Here is a 13,413-nt window from a genome sequence, read left to right as displayed (position 1 = left end):
GCAGCGCCCGGTCTGGTCCCCGTACCGCCAGGCCATGCGCACAGTGCGGTGCGCATCTCGAGTCGGACTGGCCTACACGCCAGCGTCGGCCCACGTCGCCTCCACAGCGACCGGGACTGCGCGGCGGGCGACACTCCCATGGCACGTCCTACGAACTTCCTCTCCTCGGGTCACTGGCCCACCTTGTTCGCGTCGTTCCTCTATTTCGACTTCTGCTTCGCGGTGTGGGTGCTCAATGGCGCGATGGGACCCTTCATCGGCGAGAGCTTCGGGCTCAGCGCGGCGCAGAAGGGCTTCATGGTCTCGGTACCGATCCTCGCCGGCGCCTTGATGCGCTTCCCGCTCGGCGTGCTGGCGCAGTACATCGGCCGCAAGAACGCGGCCATGGTCGAGATGGGGCTGATCGTCGCGGCCCTCACCTACGGCTACTTCTTCGTGGACAGCTACGACAGCGTACTGGCCATGGGGGTGTTGCTCGGCATCGCGGGCGCGAGCTTCGGCGTGGCGCTCTCGCTCGGATCGGGCTGGTATCCGCCCCGCTACAAGGGCCTGGCGATGGGGCTGGCCGGAGCGGGCAACTCGGGGACGGTGCTCGCCGTGTTGTTCGCCCCTCCGTTGGCGACGCTGTATGGCTGGCAGACCGTCTACGGCATCGCGGCCCTCACGATGCTGGTGCCGATGTCGGTGATGTGGCAGTGCGCCAAGGAGCCGCCCGATCGGGAACACCAGACGCTGCGGCAGCACCTGGCCTGTCTGCTGGAGAAGGACGGCTGGATCTTCAGCTTGATCTATGCGGTGACTTTCGGCGGCTTCATAGGGCTGGCGAGCTTCCTGCCGACCTACTTCCACGACCAGTTCGGCGTGAGCAAGGTCGAGGCCGGGCAGCTGACGATGCTGGCCACGCTGATGGGCTCGGTGGTGCGTGTGCTGGGCGGCCACCTCTCGGACCGCGTGGGAGGCGTGCGCACGCTGTCGGCCGTGCTGATCGGCGTGGCCGTCTCCCTCCTGCTGTGCGGCTGGGCGGGCGACTCGGTGTGGTTGGCCACCGGCCTCTTCATGGCGTGCTTTGCGGCCCTGGGCGCCGGCAACGGAGCGGTGTTCCAGCTCGTGCCGCTGCGGTGGCCGACGACCACGGCGGTGGCGGGCTCGATGATCGGGGAGATCGGTGCACTGGGAGGCGGCTTCGTTCCCAATGCGATGGGCCTCTCCAAGCAGTACGGGGGCTCCTATCTGTGGGGGTTTGCGGCGTTCGCGCTGGCCACGGTGACGATGCTGCTCGTGCTCTGGCGTGCGCAGAAGCGCTGGACGGCAAGCTGGATCGATCAGGGTGGCAAAGCGCGCACTCCGCTGCCCGCCGCCTCCCGCCCCGGCCCTGCGACGCCGGTGCATGCCCCCGTGCCTCACGGGCCCGCCGTGACTGCGGCGGGCGCACCGGTCGGCGTGGTGAATGCCGTCCCGAAGACCCGGCCCCTCGCGTCCCAACCGGGCGCCTGGCGCTGAGCCACCGAAGAAGGACCATCCATGAGAAAGATGAAACTGGTGATGATCGGCAACGGCATGGCGGGTGTGCGCACCGTCGAGGAGTTGCTCAAGCTCGCCCCGGACCTCTACGACATCACGATCTTCGGCGCCGAGCCGCACCCCAACTACAACCGCATCCTGCTCTCCCCCGTGCTGGCCGGCGAGCAGAGGCTGGACGAGATCATCCTCAACCCCCTCGAGTGGTATCGCGAGAACGGCATCTCGTTGCACCTGGGCAAGAAGGTCGTCGACGTGGATCGTCGGCGCCGCATCGTGACGGCCGAGGACGGCACCACGGCCGCCTACGACCGGCTGCTGATCGCCACGGGCTCCACCCCCTTCATTCCGCCTGTGCCGGGCAAGGACCTGGAGGGCGTCGTCGCCTACCGCGACATCGCGGACACGAACACCATGATCGAGGCGGCGCAGCGCTACAAGCACGCGGTCGTGGTCGGCGGGGGCCTGCTGGGGCTGGAGGCGGCCAACGGGTTGATGCGCCGTGGCATGCAGGTGACGGTCGTGCACATCGCCCCTTGGTTGATGGAGCGACAACTCGACGAGGTGGCCGGCAAGATGCTGCAGAAGTCGCTCGAAGACCGCGGACTGAGGTTCTTGATCGGCGCTCACACCACGGCGCTCATCGGCGATCGGGACGGCGGCAGGTCGGGCCGCGTGATGGCCGTGCAGGTCAAAGACGGCCGCGAGGTGCCTGCGGACCTGGTCGTGATGGCCGCCGGCATCCGTCCCAACACCGAGCTGGCGGAGAAGATCGGCCTGCACTGCCACCGCGGCATCGTCGTGACGGACACGATGCAGACCATCACCGATCCGCGCATCTACGCCGTGGGCGAGTGCGCCTCGCACCGCGGTGTCGCCTACGGCCTGGTCGCCCCGCTGTTCGAGCAAGGCAAGGTCTGCGCGACGCACCTGGCGGAGTTGGGCATCGGCCGCTACACCGGATCGCAGGTGTCCACCAAGCTCAAAGTGACCGGCATCGACCTCTTCTCGGCCGGCGACTTCATGGGCGGCGAAGGCACCGAGGAGATCGTGCTGTCCGACCCCTACGCAGGCGTGTACAAGAAGCTCGTCCTCAAGGACGACAGGCTGGTGGGTGCGTGCCTGTACGGCGACACGGTCGACGGCAGTTGGTACTTCAAACTGCTGCGGGAGGGCCGCTCGGTGGCGCAGCTGCGCGACCGGCTGATGTTCGGCGAATCGAACATCGGTGACACCGGCCACCAGGGCCACAGCAAGGCCGCCGAGATGGCCGACACCGACGAGGTCTGCGGCTGCAACGGCGTGACCAAGGCCGCGATCTGCCGGGCCATCAAGGACAAGGGCCTGTTCACGCTGGACGAGGTGCGCAAGCACACCAAGGCCAGTGCCTCGTGCGGATCGTGCACCGGGCTGGTGGAACAGATCCTGATGGCCACCGCAGGTGGCGATTACTCCGCCGCGCCGAAGAAGAGGGCGATGTGCGGCTGCACCGATCACAGCCACGACGAGGTGCGTCACGCCATCCGTCAGCACAAGCTGCTCAGCATCGAGCAGACCTTCCGCTTCCTCGAATGGCGCACACCGAGCGGCTGCACCACCTGTCGCCCGGCGGTCAACTACTACCTTCTGGCGACCTGGCCGAAGGAAGCCACGGACGACCCGCAGTCACGCTTCATCAACGAACGCAGCCACGCCAACATCCAGAGGGACGGCACCTACTCGGTCGTGCCACGCATGTGGGGCGGCGAAACGACGGCCGCCGAACTGCGCCGCATCGCCGACGTCGTGGACAAGTACAAGATCCCGACGGTCAAGGTCACCGGCGGCCAGCGCATCGACCTCCTGGGCGTCAAGAAGGAAGACCTGCCCCAGGTCTGGCGCGATCTCGGCATGCCGTGCGGCCACGCGTACGCCAAAGCGTTGCGCACCGTGAAGACCTGTGTGGGCAGCGAATGGTGCCGCTTCGGCACCCAGGACTCCACGCGCATGGGCAAGGAGCTCGAGCGTGCCCTGTGGCGCATGTACGCGCCGCACAAGGTCAAGCTGGCCGTCAGCGGCTGCCCCCGCAACTGCGCCGAAAGCGGCATCAAGGACGTGGGGATCATCGGGGTGGATTCCGGGTGGGAGATCTACGTGGGAGGCAACGGCGGCATCAAGACCGAGGTTGCACACTTCTTCTGCAAGGTCAAGACGCACGAGGAAGTCCTGGAGTACGCAGGAGCGTTCCTGCAGCTCTACCGCGAGGAGGGGTGGTATCTGGAGCGCACCTGCCACTACATCTCCAGGGTCGGCCTGGACCACGTCAAGAAGAAGGTGCTGGACGATGCCGACCACCGTCGGGCGCTTTGGGCACGCTTGAGGTTCTCGCTCGAAGGCGAGCCCGACCCCTGGGTCGAGTTCGACAAAGCCCGGGTGGACCTGAGGCAGTTCGAGGCCCTGTCCGCCTGACCGTCCCGCCCACGCACGAACGGAACTGCATCATGACCCAATGGAAACCGATCTGCCGCGTCGACGACATCCCGGTGCTGGGTGCGCGTCGCGTGGCCCGCGCGCAAGGCGCGGACGTGGCCGTCTTTCGCACTGCACAGGACAAGGTCTTCGCGCTGCTGGACCGTTGCCCCCACAAGGGCGGGCCGCTGTCGCAGGGCCTCGTCTTCGGCGAGCACGTGGCCTGCCCCCTGCACAACTGGGCGATCGGCCTGCACGACGGATGCGCGCAGGCACCCGACCACGGCTGCACGCCCCGCTTCAGTGTGAGGGTCGAGGGCGGCGAGGTGTACCTCGATGCGGAAGAACTTCAGACGATCGCCGTGGACGACAGCGAGTTGCAGGCGCAGGCGCTGCTGCGCCGCGTGGCAGCGTGACGCCCCAGCGGCCTTGCCTCATGCGTGAAACGAAATCGACCTGCCCCTACTGCGGCGTGGGCTGCGGACGCGCCGGTGGCGGTCCGCTCTGCGGTGTCACCGGGCACCCCCCTTTCGTCCCCCCGCTCAGCGGGGGGCTCCCCGCCGCCCCAGCGGCCTTGCCTCATGCGTGAAACGGAATCGACCTGCCCCTACTGCGGCGTGGGCTGCGGACGCGCCGGTGGCGGTCCGCTCTGCGGTGTCACCGGGCACCCCCCTTTCGTCCCCCCCGCCCAGCGGGGGGCTCCCCCGCCGCCCCAGCGGCCTTGCCTCATGCGTGAAACGAAATCGACCTGCCCCTACTGCGGCGTGGGCTGCGGACGCGCCGGTGGCGGTCCGCTCTGCGGTGTCACCGGGCACCCCCCTTTCGTCCCCCCGCCCAGCGGGGGGCTCCCCGCCGCCCCAGCGGCCTTGCCTCATGCGTGAAACGAAATCGACCTGCCCCTACTGCGGCGTGGGCTGCGGGGTCATCATCGAGTCGGAGGGTGAGCAGATCGTCGGGGTGCGGGGCGACCCGCAGCATCCGGCGAACTTCGGGCGTCTGTGCACGAAGGGCAGCACGCTGCACCTGACGGCCATGGCGCCGTTGATGCGGCAGAACCGCCTGCTCGAGCCCATGATGCGCGTTTCGAGGCAGCAGCCGCCGCGACCGGTATCGTGGGACGTGGCGCTCGACGAGGCGGCGCAACGGCTCGCAGGGGTGATCCGCCAGCATGGGCCGGATGCGGTGGGCTTCTACATCTCCGGCCAGTTGCTCACCGAGGACTACTACGTCTTCAACAAGCTCGCCAAGGGGCTGCTCGGCACGAACAACATCGACACGAACTCGCGGCTGTGCATGAGCAGTGCCGTCGCGGCATACAAGCAGACCCTGGGGGCCGATGCCCCGCCGGCCTGTTATGACGACGTGCATCGCGCCCAGACGATCTTCATCGCCGGCTCGAACACCGCCTATGCGCATCCCATTCTGTTCCGGCGCATCGAGGAGGCCAAACGGGCCAACCCGGCGCTGCGGATCATCGTGGCCGACCCGCGGCGCACCCCCACCGCCGAAGCGGCCGACCTCCACCTGCCGGTGCAGCCGGGCACGGACGTGGCGCTCTTTCACGGCATGCTCCATGTGCTGATCGAGGAAGGGCTGCTCGACACCCGCTTCATCGCACAACACACCACCGGCTTCGAGACCCTGCGGGCCACGGTACGCCGCTACACGCCGCGGACGGCAGCAGCGCTGTGCGGCCTGGAGGAGCGCAGCCTCGTGCAGGCGGCCCGCTGGTTCGGACAATCGACCGCCACGCTTTCGCTCTATTGCCAGGGGTTGAACCAGAGCGCCAGCGGGACCGCCAAGAACGCGGCGCTCATCAACCTGCACCTGGCCACCGGCCAGATCGGCCGCCCCGGGGCGGGACCCTTCTCTCTGACCGGGCAGCCCAATGCCATGGGGGGTCGCGAGGTCGGCGGGCTCGCCAACCTGCTCAGTGCGCACCGGGATCTGTCCGACCCGCACCACCGGGCCGAAGTGGCGCGCCTGTGGGGCGTGCCGGACGTGCCTGCCACACCGGGCACGACGGCCGTGGAGATGTTCGAAGCGGCGGCCCGCGGTCAGATCAAAGCCCTGTGGATCGTTTGCACCAACCCTGCGCAATCGATGCCCGACCAGCGCACGGTGCGCCAGGCACTCGAGCGCGCGGAGCTGGTCATCGTGCAGGAAGCGTATGCCACCACGGCGACCTGCGCCTATGCCGACCTGCTGTTGCCGGCCGCGACGTGGGCAGAGAAGGACGGCACCGTCACCAACAGCGAGCGGCGCGTCACGCGTGTGCGAGCGGCCGTACCGCCGCCGGGGTCGGCACGCTGCGACTGGCGCATCGCGGTGGACATTGCGCGCCGCCTCGAACGACGGCTGCCCGCGCGGGCGCCCCACACACTGTTCCCCTACGACAGCCCCGAGGCGATCTGGAACGAGCATCGCGAAACCACACGAGGCCGCGACCTGGACATCACCGCTCTGAGCTACGCCTTGCTCGAGGAGCTGGGGCCTCAGCAGTGGCCCATGCCGCAAGGCGCCACTACCGGTCGCGCCCGCCTGTACGAGGACGGCCGCTTCCCCACGCCCGACGGACGGGCGCGCTTCGCCAACGTCGAGTACGTGCCGGTGGCCGAAGCACGGGATGTGCGTTATCCCATCAGCCTGACGACCGGGCGGTTGCGCGACCAGTGGCACGGCATGAGCCGCACCGGCCAGCTGGGCCGGCTGTTCGGGCATGTGAGCGAACCGTGCATCGAGTTGAGCCCCGCCGACATGGCACGCCAGGGCCTGCGCGACGGAGACCTGGTGCACATCACCTCGCGTCGAGGCTCCATCGTGTTGCCTGCCCAGGGCAGCGGCGAAGTGGCGCCGGCGCAGGCCTTCATCGCGATGCACTGGGGCGATGAGTTCGTGTCGGGGCAGACGGGCAGCGGTCAGCCGGCCGCCGGCGTCAATGCGCTGACCACCAGTGCTCACTGCCCGGTCTCGAAGCAGCCCGAGCTCAAGCACGCAGCGATCAAGATCCTCAAGGCCGAGTTGCCGTGGTCGCTACTGGCCGCGGGTTGGCTGCCCGCTCACTGCGCCCAGGCGGTGCGTGCCGAGTTGCGCACTCTGATGAGCCGGTTTGCCTACGCTGCCTGCGTGCCCGTGGGCCGCGAGACGGGCCCGCGCGACCCGGTGGGGCTGCTCCTGCGCGCCGCGTCCTACGAGCCGCCCCCCGCGCCGCTTCTGGAGACGCTCGAACGCCTGCTCGGGTTGGACGGACCGAACGCCTTGCGCTACCTGGACCGCCGGCGCGGGCAGCGCCGCGTGATGCGGTTGACGGACGCCGAATCGGGCGAGCCGGTCGCCCTGCAGGCCTTCTTGCTGGCCGGCGATATCAGTGCCGGGCGCTGGGTCAAGCCGCTGTGGCAGGAGCGGCGTCCCGCGCAGGACTACGGCCGCCTGTTGCTCGTGCCCGGGGCACACCCCCCGGCGTCGCAGGCCGCAACGCCCCGCCGCCAGGTGTGCGCCTGCTTCGACGTCGCGGACACCCAGATCCTCGAGGCCTGTCCGCCGGACGCAGCCACCGTCGAGGCCCGACTGCACGCCGTGCAGGCCCGGTTGCGCTGCGGCACGCAGTGCGGTTCGTGCCTGCCCGAGGTCCGCAAGCTCCTTCAAGCCCCGACCGCACTCGCGGCGCCTGCCTGAGCAGCCGGGGCCTGTGCACCGGCCCTCGGTACGCCATACCCGCGATGCGCGCCCGCCACGACCGGCGCGCGGCGAACGCTGGTCCGAGAATTGCGGGATTGCATGGGCGCGGCCGCACCGGCTGCGCGGTGGGACGCGACAGCGTGATGGGTATTTCTCACTACATCAAAGAAATCGGCCGCGGCAAGGAAGGCGCACGCTCGCTCTCGAGCGAGCAGGCCTACGACCTCATGTGTCAGGTGCTGGACGGCCGGGTCACCGACCTCGAACTCGGCGCCTTCGCCATCGCCATGCGCATCAAGGGCGAGTCGATCGAAGAGCTGCAAGGCTTCCTGGAGGCCGTCACCGAGCGCTGCATCCCGGTGCCCGCGCCTCGCCCCATCGTGGTGCTGCCGTCCTACAACGGCGCACGCCGCCTGCCCAACTTGACACCGCTGCTGGCGCTGCTCCTCGCACGGGAAGGGGTGCCGGTGCTGGTCCATGGCGTGGGGCACGATCCCGGTCGGGTCACCACGGCGCAGATCCTCACGGCCCTGGGTGTGCCGCAAGCCAGCGATGCCCGCGCGATCCTGCAGGCCTGGCACCGCCGCCGTCAACCGGCGTTCATCCCCACCGAGGCCCTGTGCCCGCCTTTGGCGCGGCTGCTGGACGTGCGCAGGGTGATCGGGCTGCGCAACCCCGCGCACACCGTCGCCAAGATCCTCGCCCCCACCGCGCCCGGACAGGCGCTGCGCGTCGTGAACTACACCCACCCCGAGTACGGCCAAACGCTCGCGCAGTTCCTGGAGCGCACCGCCGCCCATGCGTTGCTGTTGCGGGGGACGGAGGGCGAGCCGGTGGCCGACCCGAGGCGCACGCCGCGCATGGAGGTCTTCCTCGCCGGCCGCCGGCAGCCCGCGCTGGGCGCCACCGCGCGCGAAGGCGTGCTGACCGACCTGCCGCCGCTGCCGCGCGAGTGCGACGCCGCCACCACGGCGCAGTACATCCAAGGCGTGCTCAGCGGCGAGCAGCCCGTCCCCGCGCCCATCCTCAAGCAAGTGGAATGCATCTTGCAGACCCTCGCGCAACTCCCCTGCGCGAGCGGCACGTCGCATGAACTTTCCGCATGAACTCCCCCCCAGCGAGCCACCCTGCGGCCCGGTGGTCACCCTGGTCGGTGCGGGGCCGGGGCATCCCGACCTGCTGACCGTCGCAGCCGTCAAAGCCATCCGGCGCGCCACCGTCCTTCTGGTGGACGATCTGGTCGGCGACGCCGTCTTGCGCTACGCGCGCCCGAGCACGCGCATCGTTCGGGTCGGCAAACGCGGCGGCTGCCGCAGCACCCCCCAAGCCTTCATCGAACGCTGGATGATCGCCGAGGCGCGGCGAGGCGAGCGGGTCGTGCGACTCAAGGGCGGCGACCCGTGCATCTTCGGCCGTGCGGGCGAGGAGCGCCGTGCCCTCGAAGCGGCGGGGCTGCGCGTGGAAGTGGTCAACGGCATCACGGCCGGCGTCGCCGCCGCCACCGCACTGGGCGTGCCGCTCACCCACCGCGCCCATGCGCACGGCGTGATCTTCGCCACCGGCCATACGCGCGACGGCGCCCCGTCGCCCGACTGGCGCTCGCTGGCCACCCTCGCGTCGCAGGGCTACACCCTGGTGATCTACATGGGCGTCGCCTCGGCGGCCGAGATCGAGCGCGGGCTGCGGGAGGTGCTCCCCGCCTCGACGCCCGTCGGCATCGTGCAACACGCCAGCTTGCCTCAGGAGCGGCGCGTGCACGCCCGCTTGGGAGACTTGCACGCAGCCCTCTCGCGCCACGGTCTGGCGAGCCCCGCCATCATCGTCGTCGGCGACGTGCTCGCCGCAGCGAGCCCGCACGTCACCGCCCCTTCGGCGCAGGCGGGTGGCGCCGCGCCGACGCCACGCGCCGGGCTGAACCCGACACCGGCCGCCGTGCAGGAGTGCTGAGCCGTCAGTGAGCCTGGCGCCGCACGAAGAACAGGGCCGCGCCGACGGCCATCAGCACGCTGCCGAAAAAGCGGTTCTGCCAGCGCATCGCCTGCGGGCGGCGGAACAGGGCCTGCAAGCGCGAGGCCAGCAGCGCATAGCCGTGCATCACAACGAGGTCCACCGCACACATCGTCGCCCCGAGGATCAGCAGTTGCAGGGCGAGCGGCCGCGCCGGGTCGATGAACTGCGGCAACACCGCCACCATGAAGACGATGCCCTTCGGGTTCGTCAGGTTCGTGAACACCCCGGTGAAGAAGCGCCGGCGTGCCGACATCGGTGCCACTTGCACCGTCTTGCCTGAGGTGTGCACCGGCGAACGCCACTGCTGCACCCCGAGCCAGATGAGGTAGGCGGCTCCCACCACCTTGATGACCATGAAGGCCGTCTCGGAGGCGAGCAGGATGGCCCCCAGTCCGCCGCCGGCGATCAGCAGCGTCCCCATGAGCCCGACCTGCAATCCGGCGATCGTCGTGCTTGCCCTGCGCACGCCGTACGACAGGCCGTGGCTCATCGACAGCACCGCGCCCGACCCCGGCGAAACGGCGATGACCCAGCAGGCGAAGAAGTACGCCCACCACACTTCAGTCTTCATGAGGTCTCCGAGGAAGACGCCGCAGCCGCGAAGGCGGCGCCAAGCGCAAACGAGGATGGAGGATCGGCTCGATTCTGCCGGACAGCGCCAAGGATAATCCGCCCGATGCAGCAGTTCGATGTCGTGATCGTCGGGGCCGGGGCGGCAGGCCTGTTCTGTGCGGGCGTCGCGGGTCAGCTCGGCCTCAAGGTCCTGGTGCTCGACCACGCGAAGAAGGTCGCCGAGAAGATCCGTATCTCGGGCGGCGGGCGGTGCAACTTCACCAACCGTGACGCCACGCACGAGCAGTTCCTCTCGTCCAACCCGCACTTCTGCCGCTCGGCGCTCGCCCGGTACACGCCGCGAGACTTCCTGGCACTCGTGCAGCGCCACCGCATCGCCTGGCACGAGAAGCACAAGGGGCAGCTCTTTTGCGACGAGTCGAGCGAGGACATCATCCGCATGCTGCTGCGCGAATGCGACGCCGGGGGCGTCCAGCGCTGGCATTCGTGCACCGTGCACGCCGTGCGGCACACGGCAGCCCGCTTCGAACTCGACACCCGTGCCGGCGTCGTGGCCGGCGCCCGGCTCGTGGTTGCGACCGGGGGCCTGTCGATTCCGCAGATCGGTGCCTCCGACTTCGGGTACCGGCTCGCTCGCCAGTTCGGCCACCGCGTGGTGCCCACCCGGCCCGCCCTGGTGCCGCTCACGTTCGACGCTGCAGCCTGGGCGCCCTTCGCGGCGCTGGCCGGGGTGTCGCTCGAAGTGCGGATCGCCACCGGCGAGGGCAAGGGGCGCGGCGAGTTTCTGGAGGACCTGCTCTTCACGCACCGGGGTCTGAGCGGGCCCGCCGTGCTGCAGGTTTCCAGCTACTGGCATCCCGGCCAGCCCATCCTCGTCGACCTCGTGCCCCACCTGCGCTTGAGCGAGGCGCTGCGCGAAGCCAAGGCGGCCCGCACGCGCAAGCACCTGCCGAACGAACTGGCCGCGTGGATGCCTGCCCGACTCGCCGACACCTGGCTCGCCCTCGGCGTGGAGGCCGAGGGCGCCACGCGCGGCGCCCAGCCAGGAAGTGGCCCCCCATACAAGGCGGCCGTCCCCCCTGCACTCGAGCGACCCCTCGGCGAGATCCGCGACCGTGACCTCGACCACTTGGCCGAGCGGCTGCACCGTTGGTCGCTGGTGCCCAGCGGCACCGAGGGGTACCGCAAGGCCGAGGTCACGGCCGGGGGCGTCGACACGCGGGAGCTGAGCTCCCAGACGATGGAAAGCCGGCTCGTACCCGGGCTGCACTTCATCGGCGAGGTGGTGGACGTGACCGGCTGGCTGGGGGGCTACAACTTCCAGTGGGCCTGGGCGAGCGCGGCCGCCTGCGCCCGGGCGATGGCTGCCGCTCGGCCCGGGCCCTGAGCCTCGGCGCCGCGCTCTTTGCGCCCGGCGGCCAGCCCGCTTATAATGACCGACTTTGCTGGCAAACCGCGCGCAGCATGCCGACCTCCGTTTGGCACGGCGCACGAGGGCCGAGAGGCCCCGGCACCCAGGCCGAGCGGGCCGAATCGACGCAGCGACCCTTCGAGGCGCCGCGCTCGGCTCGGCCTCTTGCGGCGCCCGGCCGGTACCACCGGGCGGCCCCGAGCGACGACGCTTGCCCCGCGCACCGATTATCGAGAAGGATCCGATCTCTCAATGACTACCATTCGCGTCAAAGAAAACGAGCCGTTCGACGTGGCCCTGCGCCGCTTCAAGCGCACCATCGAGAAGCTGGGCCTGCTGACCGAACTGCGCGCCCGCGAGTTCTACGAGAAGCCCACGGCCGAACGCAAGCGCAAGAAGGCTGCGGCGATCAAGCGCCACTTCAAGCGTGTGCGCAGCATGCAGCTGCCCAAGAAGCTGTACTGACGACACCGGCGCGGCGCCTGGCGTGGCCGCGCTGCGACGCGATACCGAAGGCGCCGCGTGCGCGACGAATCCAAGCCCGGCCGGGGACGCCCTGCCGGGCTTTCGTGTTTCTGTACCATGCCACCTCTGGCCGATCGGCACCGCTGAGAGGGCGCGGGGCACCCTCACCTCCCGCGGGCCCCGGGCCACGCCCGGCGAAGGCCGCACCCCTTTTGGGACGAACGAAATGAGCCTCAAGGAACAAATCCAGGAAGACATGAAGGCCGCGATGCGCGCCAAGGACAGCGCGCGGCTCTCCACCATCCGCATGCTGCTGGCGGCCGTCAAACAGAAGGAAGTCGACGAGCGCATCGAGTTGGACGACGCCGCCGTCATCGGGGTGGTGGACAAGCTTATCAAGCAGCGCAAGGACGCGCAGGCGCAGTACGCGCAGGCGGGCCGCGGCGATCTGGCCGACAAGGAAGCGGCCGAGATCGTCGTGCTGGAGGCCTACCTGCCCCAGCGCCTGACCGAGGCCGAGATCGAGGCCGAAGTCGCTCGACTGGTGCAGGAGACGGGCGCCACGGGCCCGGCCGACATGGGCAAGGTGATGGCAGCCGCCAAGACCCGCCTGGCGGGCAAGGCCGACATGGGCCAGGTCTCCGCCGCCGTCAAGCGGGCCCTGAGCCGCTGAGCTCGGCGCCGCGCCGAAGAGCCAGCACCGCCGCGACCGCTGGCGAGGCGCTTGCCACGCTTCCCATCGAGGGGCAGGATTCGAAGCCCGGATCCGCCCCCGCTGCCCACAGGAGGACCGACGATGACCCTATCCCTGCAACAGCTTGCGCCCGATGTGTGCGCCGCGCCGCAACTCACCCCGGCCGACATGGCGGCGGTGGCGGCCGCCGGCTTCAAGAGCGTGATCAACAACCGCCCCGACGGCGAGGGCGGCCCGGACCAACCCAAGAGCGCCGACATCGAAGCCGCGGCGCGGGCCGCGGGCCTTCAGTACGTGCACCTGCCGGTCAACCCCACCGTGCAGACACCCGAGGAGATCGCGCGCTTCGGCGAGTTGCTCCAGACGTTGCCCCGGCCCGTGCTGGCCTTCTGTCGCTCCGGCGGCCGCTGCACCCGCCTCTTCCAAGCCGCCACCTCGCGCTGAGACCCGACGGTTTTCCTAAGGGTCTTCCCTAGAACTCGCGGAAACACGGCCTGCTTTCAGGCCGTGTTCAGTTCAAGCTCCGTACAGTGCGCCCGCCGCTGTGCGGGTCGTGCGGCCCCAGTGCCGCACGCACCCGAGGCGCGTCTGCAGTTCCGGCTCGGGGGATGTCCAC

11 protein-coding genes are annotated in these 13,413 nt (G+C 69.8%); 10 read left to right on the top strand and 1 reads right to left on the bottom strand.

Translation table 11 applies throughout. The features are described from left to right. The first annotated feature begins 138 nt into the window (after window positions 1–138). The 6 genes from OMP39_RS06185 to cobA all read left to right on the top strand — a co-directional run bounded on the left by OMP39_RS06185 (window position 139) and on the right by cobA (window position 9,591). Window positions 139–1,500 carry an MFS transporter gene (locus OMP39_RS06185; RefSeq protein WP_264894016.1) on the top strand — a complete coding sequence of 454 codons (1,362 nt, stop codon included), beginning with the start codon at window positions 139–141 and terminating at the stop codon, window positions 1,498–1,500. Between the two features lie 21 nt (window positions 1,501–1,521). Then, window positions 1,522–3,966: a nitrite reductase large subunit NirB gene (nirB, locus tag OMP39_RS06180; RefSeq protein WP_264894014.1), complete on the top strand. Its 2,445-nt coding sequence runs from the start codon at window positions 1,522–1,524 to the stop codon at window positions 3,964–3,966. Window positions 3,967–3,998: 32 nt separating this feature from the next. Continuing rightward, window positions 3,999–4,382: a nitrite reductase small subunit NirD gene (nirD, locus tag OMP39_RS06175; protein ID WP_264894012.1), complete on the top strand. Its 384-nt coding sequence runs from the start codon at window positions 3,999–4,001 to the stop codon at window positions 4,380–4,382. Between the two features lie 457 nt (window positions 4,383–4,839). Further along, window positions 4,840–7,641, top strand: coding sequence for a nitrate reductase (locus OMP39_RS06170; protein WP_264894010.1), 2,802 nt, complete (start codon window positions 4,840–4,842; stop codon window positions 7,639–7,641). Between the two features lie 146 nt (window positions 7,642–7,787). Next, window positions 7,788–8,750 carry a DNA-binding protein YbiB gene (ybiB, locus tag OMP39_RS06165; RefSeq protein ID WP_264894008.1) on the top strand — a complete coding sequence of 321 codons (963 nt, stop codon included), beginning with the start codon at window positions 7,788–7,790 and terminating at the stop codon, window positions 8,748–8,750. Further along, the gene (cobA, locus tag OMP39_RS06160) at window positions 8,734–9,591 is read left to right on the top strand and encodes a uroporphyrinogen-III C-methyltransferase (RefSeq protein ID WP_264894006.1); all 858 of its coding nucleotides are present in this window, start codon (window positions 8,734–8,736) and stop codon (window positions 9,589–9,591) included. The genes ybiB and cobA overlap by 17 nt, the downstream gene beginning before the upstream one ends. 4 nt (window positions 9,592–9,595) lie before the next feature. Here cobA and rhtB read toward each other — a convergent pair whose 3' ends face one another. Further along, the gene (rhtB, locus tag OMP39_RS06155; RefSeq protein WP_264894004.1) at window positions 9,596–10,225 is read right to left on the bottom strand and encodes a homoserine/homoserine lactone efflux protein; all 630 of its coding nucleotides are present in this window, start codon (window positions 10,223–10,225) and stop codon (window positions 9,596–9,598) included. A gap of 105 nt (window positions 10,226–10,330) precedes the next feature. Here rhtB and OMP39_RS06150 point away from each other — a divergent pair, with 105 nt between their 5' ends. The 4 genes from OMP39_RS06150 to OMP39_RS06135 all read left to right on the top strand — a co-directional run bounded on the left by OMP39_RS06150 (window position 10,331) and on the right by OMP39_RS06135 (window position 13,241). Next, window positions 10,331–11,614, top strand: coding sequence for a BaiN/RdsA family NAD(P)/FAD-dependent oxidoreductase (locus OMP39_RS06150; protein WP_264894002.1), 1,284 nt, complete (start codon window positions 10,331–10,333; stop codon window positions 11,612–11,614). Window positions 11,615–11,890: 276 nt separating this feature from the next. Further along, the gene (gene rpsU / locus OMP39_RS06145) at window positions 11,891–12,103 is read left to right on the top strand and encodes a 30S ribosomal protein S21 (protein WP_019559597.1); all 213 of its coding nucleotides are present in this window, start codon (window positions 11,891–11,893) and stop codon (window positions 12,101–12,103) included. Window positions 12,104–12,329: 226 nt separating this feature from the next. Further along, complete coding sequence (locus OMP39_RS06140) at window positions 12,330–12,776, top strand: GatB/YqeY domain-containing protein (RefSeq protein WP_264894000.1); 447 nt, start codon at window positions 12,330–12,332, stop codon at window positions 12,774–12,776. A gap of 123 nt (window positions 12,777–12,899) precedes the next feature. Further along, window positions 12,900–13,241, top strand: coding sequence for a protein tyrosine phosphatase family protein (locus OMP39_RS06135; protein ID WP_264893999.1), 342 nt, complete (start codon window positions 12,900–12,902; stop codon window positions 13,239–13,241). The last annotated feature ends 172 nt before the right edge of the window (window positions 13,242–13,413 follow it).

Source organism: Schlegelella aquatica (assembly GCF_026013905.1).
Taxonomy (GTDB): Bacteria; Pseudomonadota; Gammaproteobacteria; order Burkholderiales; family Burkholderiaceae_C; genus Caldimonas; species Caldimonas aquatica.
The sequence above is the reverse complement of the archived record's forward strand: the minus strand, read 5'-3'. Positions and strand labels throughout refer to the sequence as shown.